The sequence below is a fragment of the Pseudomonas sp. PvP001 genome (genome assembly GCF_040546375.1).
Taxonomy (GTDB): domain Bacteria; phylum Pseudomonadota; class Gammaproteobacteria; order Pseudomonadales; family Pseudomonadaceae; genus Aquipseudomonas; species Aquipseudomonas coleopterorum.
Genome location: NZ_JBEPNQ010000001.1, coordinates 4,175,041 through 4,190,158 on the forward strand (window position 1 = coordinate 4,175,041; position 15,118 = coordinate 4,190,158).

Below are 15,118 nucleotides of genomic sequence, written 5' to 3' on the forward strand. Positions count from 1 at the left end.
CTTATGGCGTCCCTGAAGGCGTGGTGGTGACCGCAGGCGTGGCCTGGGGCTTGCTCCACCAGGTTTCCACGCCGATGTCGTAGCGCGGCGTGATGGCGGGGTGGCCGATGTGGTTCCAGTACGCCACGCGCCAGGTCTTGATGTGCCAGTTGGGGACCACGTAGTGGCCCCAGAGCAGTACCCGGTCCAGGGCGCGGGTGTGGTCGATCAGGTCTTGGCGCGAGGACGCATTGATCAGGCCCTCCACCAGGCTGTCGATGGCCGGGTCCTTGAGCCCCATGAAGTTGCGGCTACCGGGCTTGTCGGCACTGGAGCTGGCCCAGTACTCGCGCTGCTCGTTGCCGGGCGAGGTGGACTGGGCGAAGCTGCCGACCATCATGTCGAAGTCGCGCGAGCGCACCCGAGTGACGTATTGCGAGACATCGACACGCCGGATCACCAGTTCGATGCCCAGATCCGCCAGGTTGCGCTTGTAGGGCAGCAGCACTCGGTCGAAGTCGGCCTGGGTCAGCAGGAACTCGATCTTCACCGGTGTGCCCTGGGCATCGACCATCTTGTCGTCGACGATGCGCCAGCCGGCCTCCTGCAGCAGTTTGTAGGCTTGGCGTTGCTGTTCGCGCAGCATGCCGCTGGCGTCGGTGACCGGGTTGCTGAACGGCGTATCGAAGACGCGTTCGGGAATCTGTCCGCGCAGCGGTTCGAGGATGTTCAGTTCGGCCGGGCTGGGCAGGCCGGAAGCCGCCATCTCGGAGTTCTCGAAATAGCTGTCGGTGCGCAGGTAGGCGCCGTTGAACAGTTGCTTGTTGGTCCACTCGAAATCGAACACCAACGCCAGGGCCTCGCGCACGCGCACGTCCTGGAACAGCGGCTTGCGCAGGTTGAAGACGAAGCCTTGCATGCCGGTCGGGTTGCCGTTGGGGATTTCCTCGCGCAACAGGCGTCTCTCGCGAACCGCCGGGATGTCGTAGGCGGTGGCCCAGTTCTTCGCGCTGCTTTCGAGCCAGAAGTCGAATTGCCCGGCCTTGCCGGCTTGCAGGGCCACGGTGCTGTCACGGTAGTACTCGATATCGAGCACATCGAAGTTGAACAGCCCGCGGTTCATCGGCAGGTCGCGTGCCCAGTAGTCCTTGACCCGCTCGTAGCGTATCGAGCGACCCGCCTTGACCTCGGCGACCTTGTAGGGACCGCTGCCCAGGGGGATGTCCAGGCTGCCCTTGGTGAAGTCCCGGCCCTGCCAGAAATGCTTGGGCAGTACCGGCAGTTGACCGAGGATCAGCGGCAGTTCCCGGTTGTTGCTGTGCTTGAACTTGAACAGTATCCGCAGCGGGTCTTCGGCGACGACGTCGGCGACATCGGCGTAGTAGCCTCGGTAGAGCGGCGAGCCGCTTTGCATCAGGGTCTGGAAACTGAACACGACGTCTTCGGCGCGCATGGGCTGGCCATCGTGGAAACGCGCCTCGGGACGCAGGTAGAAGCGCACCCAGCTGTTGTCCGGGGCTTTCTCGATGCGGCCGGCCACCAGGCCGTACTCGGTGAAGGGCTCGTCCAGACTCCGCCGTGCCAAGGTGTCGTAGATCAGGTCTATGTCGTCGGCGGGCACGCCCTTGCTGATGAAAGGGTTGAGGCTGTCGAAGCTGCCCACGCCTTTCTGGCGAAAGGTACCGCCCTTGGGCGCGTCGGGGTTCACGTAGTCATAGTGCTTGAAGTCCGCAGGGTATTTGGGCGCTTCGTCGTACAGCGTGAGTGCATGCTGCGGCGCGGCATGCGCCACGCTGGCGGCGATGCACAGCGCGACAGCGCTCAGGGCCTTGCTCAGGGCACGTAAGGGCATCATCGAATCTTCTCCGTAGGCTTGATCCACCAGGCACTCAGGCCCAGGGTGTACGGCGGGGTAGTGACGAAGGCCAACCGGCTGCGGTACGCCAGGCGGTGGTAGTCCAGGTACCAGTTGGCAACCATGTAGTGCTGCGACAGGAGCACGCGGTCGAGCGCCTTGGCGGCGGCCACCTGGTCGTCGCGGCTCTGGGCGGCGAGCAACTGTTCGAGCAGACGGTCGACCACCGGGTTGGCGATGCCCGCGTAATTCTTGCTGCCGCGCACCGCAGCCTGGCTGGAGTGAAAGTACTGCCATTGCTCGAGCCCTGGACTCAGGGTCTGCGGCAGGGTCAGCGAGATCATGTCGAAATCGAACTGGTCCAGACGCTGCTTGTACTGCGCGCGGTCCACGCTGCGCAGGTTGGCCTGCACGCCGATGCTGGCCAGGTTGGCGACATAGGGGCCCAGGATGCGCTCCAGATTGGAATTGACCAGCAGGATCTCCAGGCGCAGCGGCTGCCCAGCGGCATTGCGCAGGCGGTCGCCCTGCAACGTCCAGCCGGCCTCGCCAAGCAGGTGCAGCGCCTGGCGCAGTGTGGCCCGGGGAATGCCGTTGCCGTCGGTGCCGGGCATGCTCGGCGCCTCAAGGAACAAGGCCGGGCTCAGCGCGCTTTTGTACGCCGACAACAGCAGCCGTTCCTTGCCGCTGGGCAGGCCGGTGGCGGCGAATTCACTGTTGGGGTAGTAGCTCTCGGTGCGCCGATAGGCGCCGCTGAACAGGGCGCGGTTGGTCCATTCGAAATCCAGCAGCAGGCCCAGCGCCTCGCGCACGCGTGGATCGCTGTAGGCCGGGCGACGGGTATTGAAGAACAGGCCCTGGGTCTGCGTCGGGATCTTGTGGGGGATCTGCGCCTTGATCACTTCCCCGCGGCGCACGGCTGGAAAGTCGTAGCCGTTGGTCCAGTTCTTGGCCTGGTGCTCGATGTAGATGTCGAACTCGCCCGCCTTGAACGCTTCGAAGGCTACGTCGCTGTCCCGGTAGAACTCGACTTCCATGCGGTCGAAGTTGTACTTGCCGCGATTGACCGGCAGGTCCTTGCCCCACCAGTTTCGATCCCGCTCCAGCACCAGCCTTCTGCCCGGCACCACCTGGGTGATCCGATACGGGCCGCTGTTCACCGGCACCTCGAAGGTGGTGGCCTGGAAGTCCCGGCCTTGCCAGTAGTGCTTGGGCAGGATCGGCAACTCGCCCAGGCGCAGGATCAGCAGCGGGTTGCCCGAACGCTTGAACACGAAGCGGATCCGCGTCGGGCTCAGCACATCGACCCGCAGCACTTCCTGCAGGTTGGTCCGGTACATCGGATGACCCTGGCTCAACAGCGTTCGGTAAGAGAACGCCACGTCCGCGCTGGTGATCGGATGGCCGTCGTTGAAGCGCGCCTGCGGTCTGAGGTTGAACACGACCCAGCTGCGGCTTTCGTTGTATTCCACCGATTGGGCGATGAGGCCGTAGCTGGAGGTGGGTTCATCACCCGAAGGCGCGTATTGCCCGGTGCCGACCATCAACGGCTCGTTCAGCTCGCTGATGCCGTACTGCAGGAAGTTGGCGGTCTGGACCGGGCTGATGCCCTTGAAGGTGTAGGGGTTGAGCGTGTCGAAGGTGCCGAAGGCCATCGTGCGCAAGGTGCCGCCCTTGGGAGCTTCGGCATTGACCCAATCGAAGTGGCTGAAGCGAGCCGGGTATTTGAGCGATCCGAATTGCGCATAGCCGTGGCTCTGGGTGATCGTCGCGTTGGCACAGGTGCTCAACGCAAGGCCCAGCAGGCTGAGAAGGAGGGGACGCATCAATTCATGAATCCGAACCGGTCGGCAATGGCTTTGTTGCGCTTACAGTAACAGTTTGTCTCAGCAGGAAGAAGAGTGGTGGTGGCATTCGGCTGGCCCTGCAACGTCCGCCAGGGCGGATCGTTGCGGGGTCAGGCGCACTCAGCGACGGTTCAGGTAGACCGTGAGGGTCTGGCCGGGCTTGAGCGCATGTCCGCTGCGCGGATTCCAGCGCTTGAGGTGCTGCATCTCGACATTGAAGCGCTTGGCGACCAGGTACAGCGAATCACCCTTGCGCACCTTGTAGGTGGTGGTTTTCTGCGCATCGCTGGCGGCCGACCCGGCCTTGGCTACCACCCGGCCTTTGGATTGCGTCTCGGCCTGCATCACCAGGGTCTGGCCGACCTTGAGGTTCTTGCCGGTCAGGCGGTTCCAGCGCTGCAGGTCGCGGGTGTCGACCTTGTTTGCCTTGGCGATCGACGCCAGGTTGTCGCCGCGGCGCACGGTGTACGACTTGGGCCGGCTGGGCTGCACCACTGCCACTTCGTCGAAGACGCGTTGGGCGGGCGCCAGGGTCAGCAGTTCTTCGGGCTTCATGTTCGACAGGCTGGCGGTCAGCAATTGCGCCTTGGCCGTGGGCACCAGCAGGTGCTGGGTGGGCTCCATGGTCACGCGCTTCTTGAACGCCGGGTTGAGCTGGAACATCTCGTCTTCGTCGATGCCGGCCAGTGCCGCGACGCGAGACAGGTCGACGCGCTGGTTGACCTCCACCACATCGAAGTACGGTTGGTTGGCGATCGGGTTGAGGTTCACACCGTAGGCCTGGGGCGACTGCACCAGTTCGGCCAGGGCCAGCAGCTTGGGCACGTAGTCACGGGTTTCCTGCGGCAGGGGCAGGTTCCAGTAATCGGTGGGCAGGCCCAGTTTCTCGTTGCGCTCCATGGCCCGGCTGACCGTACCTTCACCGGCATTGTAGGCCGCCAGGGCCAGCAGCCAGTCACCGTTGAACATCTCGTGCAGCTTGCTCAGGTAGTCCAATGCCGCGCCGGTGGAGGCGGTGACATCGCGACGGCCGTCGTAGAAGTTGGTCTGGCGCAGGTTGAAGTAGCGACCCGTGGAGGGGATGAACTGCCACAGCCCGGAGGCATCGGAGCGCGAGTAGGCCATGGGGTTGAACGCGCTTTCGATGACCGGCAGCAAGGCCAGCTCCAACGGCATGTCGCGTTCTTCCAGGCGCTCGACGATGTAGTGCATGTACAGGCTGCCGCGACCGCTGGCGCTTTCCAGGAACGACGGGTTGCTGACGAACCACAGACGCTGCTGCTCGACGCGCGGGTTCATGGCAATGCTGTCTTGCAGCTGGAAACCGTCGCGAATGCGCTCCCACACGTCGTGCGGGGCCTTCTTGGCCTGGGCCTGGTTGACGAAGATCGGCTTGGGCCGCACGTGGGCGGTCAGCGCATGGGGGCGGGCGTCCTGGCCAGTGCCTGAAGAGACGCTCGCCGTGCTCTGGCAACCGGCCAGACCGGCGCACAGGGTGACCGCGATCGCTTGGGCCAGTCGCGTCAATGCGTCGGACTTGAGGGTTGTGCGTATGGATGACGACATTGGCTGGAGGATAGTTCCGCGCGAAAATGTCGGGCGATTCTAGAAAGTGACCGAAGGTCGGTCAACCTTTGAGAAATTTCCGACACAAATCAGCGGCCTTCAGAACTTATCTTTCCAACTACGTAAGGTTGCGAACACCGCCTGCGCCGTGCCATGAGCCGTTCCGGCCCGTTCGTCCGCTTTTTGTTTAACGGATGTTTCAGCGACCCGCAGAAAAGGGTTCGTACGCTTTTCCAGGCCGATCGAAGTGGGCAGGGTGATAGCGTTGCGCTCACGCAACGCGGTGACCTCTTGCAGCCGTTGAGCGATGTCGGGATTGCCGGGCTCGACCGCCAAGGCGAATTTCAGGTTGCTCAGGGTGTACTCGTGGGCACTGTAGACCTGAGTGTCGTCGGGCAGTTGGGCCAGGCGCGACAGCGAGGCGTGCATCTGCTGCGGCGTGCCTTCGAACAGGCGACCGCAGCCGGCGGCGAACAGCGTGTCGCCCGGAAACAGCAGGGGCTGGGTATCGCTGGCGTGATAGAAGGCGATGTGGCCTGCCGTGTGCCCCGGTACGTCGTGCACCTGCAGGTGCAGGCCGAGCACGTCCAGGGTGTCGCCGTCGTGCAGCGCGCGGTCGCGGGCCGGTATCGATTCCTGGGCGGGCCCGCTGACCTGGGCACCGGTGCGGCGCTTGAGCGCCTCGACGCCGCCCACATGGTCATTGTGGTGATGGGTGATGAGAATGTCGGTCAGGGCGCATGTCGGGGTGGGCGTCCAGCCATCGCTCGACCGGCCCGGCGTCGCCCGGATCCACCACTGCACATTCGCCCGCCGCAGTGTCTTGTAACAACCAGATGTAGTTGTCGGAGAAAGCGTTCAGCGCTTGAATCTGTATCATGGCTCGGTTCGCTTGATTTCGATTAATGGTCCATCTTAGTGCCGCGTCGGCATTAGGTGAACCTCAGCGTGGGAGATCGTCATGACCGATACCGCCTTTGCCCAGGCCGACCCACAGTGGCTGGACCTGATCGGCCAGGCCCGCGAGTGGTTCGCCGGGCCGCATGGCCAGTTGCTGCTGCGTGAGGAGCAGCGCCTGCTCGAGGAAGAGCTGGCGCGTTTCTTCGGTGGCTACCTGGTGCACTACGGCCCCAGCGCCGAGCCGCCACCGGTGGCCGGGCAGATCCACCGCAACGTGCGCATGGGCGCGCCGTTTCCTGGGGTCGAGATCGTCTGCGAGGAACAGGCCTGGCCCCTGGGCGAACACGCCGCCGACGTCGTGGTGCTGCAGCACGGGCTGGATTTCAGCCTGTCGCCCCATGGCCTGCTGCGCGAGGCGGCCAGCGCGGTACGGCCAGGCGGGCACCTGCTCATCGTCGGCATCAACCCGTGGAGCGCGTGGGGCGCACGGCGGGTGTTCGCCAAGGACGCCCTGCACAAGGCCCGCTGTTTCTCCGCCTCGCGGGTCGCCGACTGGCTCAACCTGCTGGGCTTCGGGCTGGAGAAACGCCGGTTCGGGTGTTATCGTCCGCCGCTTGCTTCGCCCAGCTGGCAGGCGCGTCTCGCCGGTCTGGAGCGGGTTGCCGGCAAGTGGCAGAGCGGCGGCGGAGGCTTCTATATATTGGTCGCGCGCAAGATGGTGGTGGGGCTGCGGCCACTGGTGCAGCAACGCCGCGAGCCCATGGGCAAGCTGTTGCCGCTGCCAATGGCCAAGGTCAACCGAGACAATCCGAACATCGATGGAAAAGCCTGATGAGTGACACTGTGGAAATCTTCACCGACGGCGCCTGCAAGGGCAATCCGGGCCCGGGTGGCTGGGGTGCGTTGCTGGTGTGCAAGGGCGTGGAGAAAGAGTTGTGGGGCGGCGAAAGCACCACCACCAACAACCGCATGGAGCTGACCGCTGCCATTCGCGGCCTGCAGGAGCTCAAGCGTGGCTGCAGCGTGCTGCTGGTGACCGACTCCGAATACGTGATGAAAGGCATCAACGAGTGGATGGTCAACTGGAAGAAACGCGGTTGGAAGACCGCCGCCAAGCAGCCGGTCAAGAACGCCGACCTGTGGCAACAGCTCGATGAACAGGTCAATCGCCATGAAGTGAAATGGCAGTGGGTCCGCGGGCACAATGGCCATCCGGGCAACGAGCGCGCCGATGACCTGGCCAACCGCGGGGTCGATGAAGTGCGGGGCATGCGTCAGGCGTAGCCACGCAGCCGGTCAGGTAGCCCGAGGCAGGTCGCTGGGAGCGCCTGCCGTGCTGTGCTAGAGTTTCACCGCCCGCGGTTCGATCTTCTCGAACCGACAGCTCTTCGTTTTACCCCCGATTTCCGCTCACCCGTTCGAGAGTTTTTGCCCATGGCCGTTCGTTCCGTAGTATTCGACACCGAAACCACCGGTATGCCGGTCACCGATGGCCATCGCGTGATCGAGATCGGTTGCGTCGAATTGATGGGACGCCGGTTGACCGGGCGCAACTTTCACGTCTACGTGCAGCCGGACCGACCCAGTGACGAGGGCGCCATTGGCGTGCACGGCATCACTGACGAGTTTCTGGTCGGCAAGCCCCGGTTCGCCGAAGTCGCCGACGAATTCTACGAGTTCATCCAGGGCGCGCAGATCATCGCCCACAACGCGACCTTCGACGTCGGCTTCCTGAACAACGAGTTCAAGATCGCCGGCATGCCCGAGCGCGCCAACATTGCCGAGTACTGCACGGTGATCGACAGCCTGGCCATGGCGCGTGAGCGTCATCCAGGGCAGCGCAACAGCCTCGACGCGCTGTGCAAGCGCTACGGCATCGACAACTCCGGGCGCGAACTGCACGGCGCTTTGCTCGACTCGGAGATCCTTGCGGACGTCTACCTGGCCATGACCGGGGGGCAGACCAGTCTGTCGCTGGCCGGCAACGCCAGCGATGGCGACAGCAGCAGCAAGCAGGGCAGCGAGATTCGTCGCCTGCCTGCGGACCGTCGGCAGACGGCTATCATCCGCGCCAGTCAGGCCGAGCTCGACGAGCACATGGCGCGCCTGCAGATCATCGCCAAAGCCGCCGGAGCCGATGCGCTCTGGACGCAACTGGGCTCATAGGCCACCTCGGCGCACTCGGTGACGTTCTCTGCGCAAGTGTGCATCCGACTGGCCGACGCCAGCTTCGACGACTATGTACTGGGTGCCGATTTCAGTGCCCAGGTGTCTGGCTACGCCTCGCCCGAGTTCAATCGACCGGTAGCCGATTGGCCCCTGAGGTCCATACGGGCCTATCGCAAGGACTATGGCATCGATCCGGCCGAGTTCGCCCGTTATCGCGAGCCCGACACTGGCGGCGCCATCTTCATGGCCTGGCTGGGTGAGAAAGCGGTCGGTCATGTGGTGGTCAGTCGGCACTGGAACAACCTCGCCTATGTCGACGAGCTGGCCGTCGATGCTTCGGCGCGCAACCTGGGTGTGGCCAGGTCGCTGCTGGACGTGGTGCGGTTCTGGGCCGTGAAGCAAGGCCTGCCGGGCATCATGCTGGAAACCCAGAACAACAACCTGCCGGCCTGCCGTCTGTACGAGCGCTGCGGTTTCCGGCTGGGCGGCATCGACTACCTGCGTTATCAGGCGATCGATGCGGCCAGCCACGAGACGGCGCTGTTCTGGTATCGGCTATTCGCGGACGGGTGAGAGCAGCGCCTGAGCATTGTGGGCGATGATTTCCAGCAGGGTCTTCTCGGCTGCCGAGCTCGACCTTGCGTTGCGCGTGAGGGCGTACAAGGTCACCGGCACGGCGGGTGACAATGGGCAGGTGTCCAGCCCCTGATCACGCGCGTCTGCCGCAGTGAACGGATCGACGATGGCCAAGCCTTCACCGGCTGCGACCATGCTGCGCATCATCGGATAGGTCTGCACCCGCGTGTGGATTCGCGGCGGCGGATTGAGCGATTGCAGCTTGTGCTCCAGCACCAGGCTCAGCGGATCTTCCCCTTCCAGGCCGATCATGGCCTGTCCCGCCAGCTCATGCAGTGCGATATAGCGATGTTTTGGAGAGAGCCATCCCTGGGGAGCAAGGAGCTGCAGCTTGCCTTCGGCCAGGACCTGACTGCTGATGGAGGGATGCTGGGGGCAGTGCAGGTTCAGGCCGACGTCGGTCTGGTGCAGCAGCAGGCTGCGTACCATCTCCTCGGTGTTCTGGACCCCCAGGGTGCATGGCGTTTCACGGAAGCGTCGGCGCAGGGTCGCGATGCTCTGCGGCAACAGCTGGTGAGCCAGGGACGCCGTGCAGACCACATGCAAACCAGGGTCCTGGTGCTCGCGCAAACCGTCGGCCAGGCGTTGCAAACGTTCGACCTGAGTCTGCACCGCGGCGATGTCGGCCTGCATGCGCAGGGTTTCCGGCGTGGGCTGGAAATGGCCGCGGACCCGTGCGAACAGCAGAAACCCCAGTTGCCGTTCGGCATCGTGCAGGGTCTGCTCAAGGGTTTGCGTGGAAATATCGAGCATCTGCGCGGCGCTCTTGAGTTCGCCGGTCTGGCAGAGCGCCTGGATGATTTCGATGTGGCGCAGTCTCATGCGCAGTCCGTACCAGCTAAGGGTTCGGAAGGTATGCTAACGCAAATCGGTGCACGGACGATCAAGGGATTCGGATGATTTCCACGCCGCTCTGCACCAGTTGAAAACGGTCTTCGCCCAGGTGATTGACGCGATCGCCGATGGCCAGCTTGTAGGTGGAGGTCGGCGCGCTGCCTTCGACCGCCGGGGTCGATTCCTGAAACTCATGCACCGGGTAGATGCGACCTTCCGCATCGCGTGCATGAAATTGCCCAACCAGCACTGCAGCCATTTTATTTCCAACCTCTGAAGAATTTTGCGCTTATCTCGCTGGCACTGTAGACCTCTGTTTATTCAGGTAGTTTTGCCAGCGAGGAAAAATAGTGCGGGTTCCGGACTGGTGGCGGACAAACCGGGCCAAGTCATCTATAACTACCCCTCGATCAATCCACTACGAGGGTAACGACATGAGCAAGGTCTATTCGGTTGCGGTACTGGTCGGCAGCCTCAGGAAGGATTCCATCAACCGCAAGGTGGCTCTGGCGCTGCAGGCCATGGCGCCTGACAACCTGGCGCTGAAGATCGTCGAAATCGGCGATCTGCCGCTCTACAACGAAGACATCGATGTCACGCCCCCCGCTGCTTATAACACCTTTCGCCAGGCGCTGGGCGAAGCCGATGCCGTGCTGTTCGTCACGCCCGAGTACAACCGCTCGGTGCCGGCGCCGTTGAAGAACGCGATCGACGTGGGTTCGCGCCCCTATGGCCAGAGCCACTTCACCGGCAAACCAGGCGCGGTGATGAGCGTCTCGCCCGGCGCCGTCGGTGGTTTCGGGGCCAACCAACACCTGCGCCAGTGCATGGTGTTTCTCGATGTGGCAATGATGCAGCAGCCCGAAGCCTACCTGGGGCACGCCGGTGGCCTGTTCGACGAGAACGGGCAGGTGGTGGAGAAGAGCCGGCCATTCCTGCAGGGTTTCATCGATGCGTTCGGGCGCTGGGTTGAACGCGTGGCTTGATGGCGGGCCCGGCGGATTTTGGTCGATCCGCTCCCGGCGGGCAGGTAAACTGCGCCGCAACGCGCGGGCAGCAGTCGCCCGCGCATGGGTCAAGCGAACAAGAGAGCGGGTAAATGGGCGCACAGTGGAAAGCTAAACATCGTGAAGCAGCAGCCAACGCCAAGGGGCGGATCTTCGGCAAGCTGTCCAAGGAAATTTCGATCGCGGCACGTTCCGGTACCGATCCGGACACCAACGCCCGCCTGCGATTGGTGATCGAACAGGCCAAGAAGGCCTCGATGACCCGCGAGACGCTGGAACGCGCCATCAAGAAAGGCGCCGGCGTGGGCGACGATGCGGTCAACTACACGCTGGTCAAGTACGAAGGCTTTGCGCCGCACCAGGTGCCGGTGATCGTCGAGTGCCTGACCGACAACGTCAACCGCACCGTTTCGCAGATTCGCGTGCTGTTTCGCAAGGGCACGCTGGGCGCCGAGGGTTCGGTGTCCTGGGATTTCCATCACTACGGCATGATCGAGGCGACACCTGATTCGGCCGATGTCGATGCCGAGGAAGCGGCCATTGAAGCCGGTGCCCAGGAAGTCGAGGCGGCCGACGAGGGCGCGTTCCTGTTCCTGACCGAAACCACCGATCTGGACGCTGTCTGCAAGGCATTGCCGGGCCAGGGCTTTACTGTGGTGTCGGCGAAGATCGGCTACGTGCCGAAGAACCCGGTGACCCTGGACGATGCCGCGCAGCTGGCCGAAGTGGAAGACTTCCTCGATGCCATCGACGGTAACGATGACGTGCAGAACGTCTACGTCGGCCTGGCCGGTTGATTTAATCGGCGCCTGCGGTGCATCAGGTTGATCGCATGTATCGCCGACGCGGCTCGCGCCGCTGCTACAGGAATCGGCGCATGCGGTAGGCGTGGATTTGCGCCGCGGTGGGATCGGCGCATGCCGTGGGCGTGGGTTTGCGCCGCCGGTGTAGCAGCGGCGCGAGCCGCGTCCGGGTTCGGCGCGGTAGGTCGGGCTGGACTCAGGTATCCAGGCGCTGGGTGATCTGTGCGAAGCTGGGGCGGGCCAGGACTTGGGGCTGGACGCACTGGCGTTGCAGCGCCCACAGGTCGTCGTCCACTTCGTTGCAACGCGTCAGCAACTCTTCGAACAGCAAGCCGAAGGCGCGGACTTCGATGCGCTCCAGTGCCTGTGATACCTCGCCGCTGTCGCCGGGGTAGAACGAGGCGCCGCCGAAATCGCCGAACAGACACTCGCCATTTTCCTGCCACAGCACATTGTGGGCGTAGAAATCACCGTGGTTGATCCCGCGCGCATGCAGATGGGCGCCGACTCCGGCCATACCCCGCAGAAGGCGCAACAGGGCATCGCGGTCGATGGCGAAATCGGCCGAGTAGATGTCGCGCGTGCAGGACGCCAGGCTGGGTGGTCCCGCCAGGTTGGCAAACGAAGGGTCGATCAGGGCCATGACCAGCCCGGCGGTACCGTCGGGATGCCCGCTCAGCCGGCCCAGGACATCGATCAGCTGCGGATGCTCACCCGCGGCCATGCAGGCGTTGATTTCGTTGACCGGTGAACCGTCGCTGGTCATCGCACCTTTGTACAGCTTCACGGCCACCGGCTGCCCACTGTCCAGATGGGCGCGGTAGATGATCCCCGAAGCGCCTTCCCCCAGCTGCGCGTCCAGGCGCAGGTCGTCCCAGGCGATGTGTCCGCGCGTGCCTTCGCTGTGCGGTGTGGTGAAGGCTTCGCTCATCGGGTTGCCGGCATAGGCCAGCCAGGCCAGCCGCGGCAGGCGCAGCAGCCAGTCGGGCAGGGCCGGCAGACGGTTCGCCGACAGCCGCAGCAATTCGAGGTTTTCCAGTTGCGCCAGGCTATCGGGCAAGGCCTGCAGACGGTTGCCCGAGAGCATCAGCTTCTGCATCTGCCGACAGTTGCCCAGTGCTTCGGGCAAGTGTTCGATACGGTTGTCGGTGAGAATCAGCCAGCGCAACTGAGCAGGCAGCGCTTCTGCCGGCACGTGTTCGATCCGGTTGGCCTTGAAGCCCACCATGCTCAACTGCGGACAGCGCCCGATGCAGGCGGGCAATTCGGTAAAGGGATTGTCCGAGCAGAACAGCACCTTGAGCTTGTGCAGCCGGTGCAGGTCATCGGGCAGGCGGGTCAGCGCGTTGCCGCTGAGGTTGAGCACCTCCAGGCTGTCGGCCAGGGTGAAGATGGCCTGGGGAAATTCGGTCAGGCCGCAGGACAGGTCCAGTCGGGTGGTGCCAGCCAGTTGGCCGGCTTCGAGCAGCTCGAGGGTATTCATGGGACAACCGTCGTCAAGGAAATCGCGGGGGCCATCATAGCGGTTCGTGGGCGTCACGCCACGTTCGCCGTTCGACCTTGGTAGGCTGGCAGCTCGGCCAACGCCAGCCATACTCAATGCTCGCCCTTCAATAACAACAATCCAGGGTTGGCTATCGATGAACTATCAGCAAGCGTACGCACGCTCCATTTCCGACCCGGCCGGGTTCTGGGCAGAACAGGCACGGTCAGTCGCCTGGTCGCACCCTCCGCGGCACGTGCTCGATGTACAGCCAGACGGCACCCATCGCTGGTTCGCCGACGGCCGTCTCAATACCAGCTATCTGTGCCTGGACCGGCAGGTGGCACTCGGCCGTGGCGCGCAGACCGCGCTGATCTACGATTCACCGGTGACCGGGGTCCAGCAACGCTTTACCTATGAGGAGCTGCTCGACCACGTGGCGCGGCTGGCGGGCGTGCTCACTCGCCTGGGCGTGGGCAAGGGTGATGGCGTGGTGATCTACATGCCGATGGTGCCCGAGGCGGCCATGGCGATGCTGGCCTGCGCGCGGATCGGCGCGGTGCATTCGGTGGTGTTCGGCGGCTTTGCCGCCAACGAGCTGGCGCTGCGCATCGACGACTGCCGGCCCAAGCTGCTGCTGACGGCCTCCTGCGGTGTGGAATTCGACCGCGTGATTGCCTACAAGCCTCTGGTGGACAAGGCCCTGAGCCTGGCACGTCACGCGCCGCAGCAAGTGCTGGTACTGCAACGCACGCAGGCCCTGGCGCAACTGCAGGAGGGGCGCGATCTGGACTGGCAGGCACAGTTGCAGGATGCCGAGCCGGTTGCAGCCGTGGACATGGCCAGCGGCGATCCGCTGTACGTGATGTACACCTCCGGCACCACCGGCAAACCCAAGGGCATCGTCCGGGAAACCGGCGGCAACGCGGTCGCCCTGACTTTCACCATGGGCGCCATCTACGGCATGCGCGCAGGTGATGTGTGGTGGGGGATTTCCGACGTCGGCTGGGTGGTGGGCCACTCGCTGATCGTCTACGGACCCTTGATGTGCGGCTGCACCAGCATTCTCTATGAGGGCAAGCCGATTCGCACGCCCGATGCCGGCAGCTACTGGCGCGTGATCGAGCAATACCGGGTCAATGCGCTGTTCTGCGCGCCCACCGCCATGCGCGCGATTCGCAAGGAAGACCCGGAAGGGCGGTTGTTGCGCGACTATGACCTGAGCTCGTTGCGCCAGTTGTTCCTGGCCGGCGAGAAGCTCGATTCCAGTACTCACCGGTGGCTGGAAGAGCAGACTGGCAAGCCGGTCCACGACCACTGGTGGCAGACCGAAACAGGCTGGCCGGTGACCGCGCCCTGCATGGGCCTGGAGGGTTCGGCAGTGCGTGTGGGTTCGAGCAACCGGGCGGTTCCGGGCTATCACGTGCAGGTGCTGGACGAGCAGGGCGAGCTGCTGGCGCCGGGCGAGCAGGGCGCCATCGTCATCGCGCTGCCGTTGCCACCGGGGTGCAGCCAGACCCTGTGGGGCGATCATTCGCGCTACCTGCAAAGCTACCTGGAACGCTACCCCGGCTACTACCACACCGGCGACGGCGGTTACCTGGACGCCGACGGCTATGTGCACATCATGGGGCGCACCGACGATGTCATCAATGTCTCGGGCCATCGGTTGTCGACCGGTGAAATGGAAGACCTGGTTGCCCGCCATGCCGACGTGGCCGAGTGCGCCGTGATCGGCGTCAGCGATGAAATCAAGGGCGAAGTGCCGTTGGCGCTGGTGGTGCTCAAGGACGGCAGTGACGTGAGCCCCAGCGTGCTGCAGGCGCAACTGGTGGCGCAGGTACGTGAATCCATTGGCGCGCTGGCGTGCCTGCAACGGGTGCTGGTGGTCAAGCGCCTGCCCAAGACCCGCTCTGGCAAGATCCTGCGCGCGGTGCTGCGCAAGATTGCGGCGCAGGAAGTGTTCGTCGCCCCCTCGACCATCGACGACCCGGCGATACTGGAGGAGATCGCCCAGGTGCTCGCTGCGCGTTAGCCGA

General features: G+C 64.1%; 13 protein-coding genes and 1 pseudogene. 7 read left to right on the forward strand and 7 right to left on the reverse strand.

The genetic code is table 11. The features are described from left to right. Position 1: 1 nt before the first annotated feature. From ABMD26_RS19200 to gloB, 4 genes and pseudogenes are all read right to left on the reverse strand, one after another. Positions 2-1,834 carry an extracellular solute-binding protein gene (locus ABMD26_RS19200; RefSeq protein ID WP_354311258.1) on the reverse strand — a complete coding sequence of 611 codons (1,833 nt, stop codon included), beginning with the start codon at positions 1,832-1,834 and terminating at the stop codon, positions 2-4. After that, the gene (locus ABMD26_RS19205; RefSeq protein WP_354311261.1) at positions 1,831-3,663 is read right to left on the reverse strand and encodes an extracellular solute-binding protein; all 1,833 of its coding nucleotides are present in this window, start codon (positions 3,661-3,663) and stop codon (positions 1,831-1,833) included. Before ABMD26_RS19205 ends, ABMD26_RS19200 begins: the two co-directional genes overlap by 4 nt. Positions 3,664-3,801: 138 nt before the next feature. Further along, entirely contained in the window at positions 3,802-5,247 is a 1,446-nt protein-coding gene (locus ABMD26_RS19210) for a lytic transglycosylase domain-containing protein (protein ID WP_320522696.1), read from the reverse strand. A gap of 99 nt (positions 5,248-5,346) precedes the next feature. Continuing rightward, positions 5,347-6,127 (reverse strand): annotated as a pseudogene (gloB, locus tag ABMD26_RS19215) (hydroxyacylglutathione hydrolase). A gap of 81 nt (positions 6,128-6,208) precedes the next feature. Between gloB and ABMD26_RS19220 the strand changes: the two are divergent. From ABMD26_RS19220 to ABMD26_RS19235, 4 genes are all read left to right on the forward strand, one after another. Beyond that, positions 6,209-6,979, forward strand: coding sequence for a methyltransferase domain-containing protein (locus ABMD26_RS19220; protein WP_049858837.1), 771 nt, complete (start codon positions 6,209-6,211; stop codon positions 6,977-6,979). Beyond that, on the forward strand, positions 6,979-7,431 hold the full coding sequence (rnhA, locus tag ABMD26_RS19225) for a ribonuclease HI (protein ID WP_043185945.1): 453 nt from the start codon (positions 6,979-6,981) through the stop codon (positions 7,429-7,431). Before ABMD26_RS19220 ends, rnhA begins: the two co-directional genes overlap by 1 nt. Positions 7,432-7,581: 150 nt before the next feature. Next, on the forward strand, positions 7,582-8,313 hold the full coding sequence (gene dnaQ, locus ABMD26_RS19230) for a DNA polymerase III subunit epsilon (protein WP_134723202.1): 732 nt from the start codon (positions 7,582-7,584) through the stop codon (positions 8,311-8,313). Positions 8,314-8,331: 18 nt separating this feature from the next. After that, on the forward strand, positions 8,332-8,889 hold the full coding sequence (locus ABMD26_RS19235) for a GNAT family N-acetyltransferase (RefSeq protein ID WP_310792766.1): 558 nt from the start codon (positions 8,332-8,334) through the stop codon (positions 8,887-8,889). Here ABMD26_RS19235 and ABMD26_RS19240 read toward each other — a convergent pair. Then, complete coding sequence (locus ABMD26_RS19240) at positions 8,872-9,774, reverse strand: LysR family transcriptional regulator (protein WP_354311265.1); 903 nt, start codon at positions 9,772-9,774, stop codon at positions 8,872-8,874. The genes ABMD26_RS19235 and ABMD26_RS19240 overlap by 18 nt on opposite strands. Before the next feature lie 61 nt (positions 9,775-9,835). Further along, the gene (locus ABMD26_RS19245; protein ID WP_043185963.1) at positions 9,836-10,045 is read right to left on the reverse strand and encodes a hypothetical protein; all 210 of its coding nucleotides are present in this window, start codon (positions 10,043-10,045) and stop codon (positions 9,836-9,838) included. 175 nt (positions 10,046-10,220) lie between these two features. Between ABMD26_RS19245 and ABMD26_RS19250 the strand changes: the two genes are divergently transcribed. Together ABMD26_RS19250 and ABMD26_RS19255 are read left to right on the forward strand one after the other, a co-directional pair. Further along, entirely contained in the window at positions 10,221-10,772 is a 552-nt protein-coding gene (locus ABMD26_RS19250) for an NADPH-dependent FMN reductase (RefSeq protein WP_056843571.1), read from the forward strand. 113 nt (positions 10,773-10,885) lie between these two features. Then, positions 10,886-11,590 (forward strand): YebC/PmpR family DNA-binding transcriptional regulator, encoded by a 705-nt coding sequence (locus ABMD26_RS19255; protein ID WP_090359250.1) that lies wholly within the window; start codon positions 10,886-10,888, stop codon positions 11,588-11,590. Between the two features lie 202 nt (positions 11,591-11,792). Here ABMD26_RS19255 and ABMD26_RS19260 read toward each other — a convergent pair whose 3' ends face one another. Further along, entirely contained in the window at positions 11,793-13,079 is a 1,287-nt protein-coding gene (locus ABMD26_RS19260) for a leucine-rich repeat-containing protein kinase family protein (RefSeq protein WP_354311268.1), read from the reverse strand. 157 nt (positions 13,080-13,236) lie between these two features. On the opposite strand from ABMD26_RS19260, the gene ABMD26_RS19265 reads away from it, so the two are divergent. Continuing rightward, positions 13,237-15,114: a propionyl-CoA synthetase gene (locus ABMD26_RS19265; protein ID WP_354311270.1), complete on the forward strand. Its 1,878-nt coding sequence runs from the start codon at positions 13,237-13,239 to the stop codon at positions 15,112-15,114. Positions 15,115-15,118: the final 4 nt, after the last annotated feature.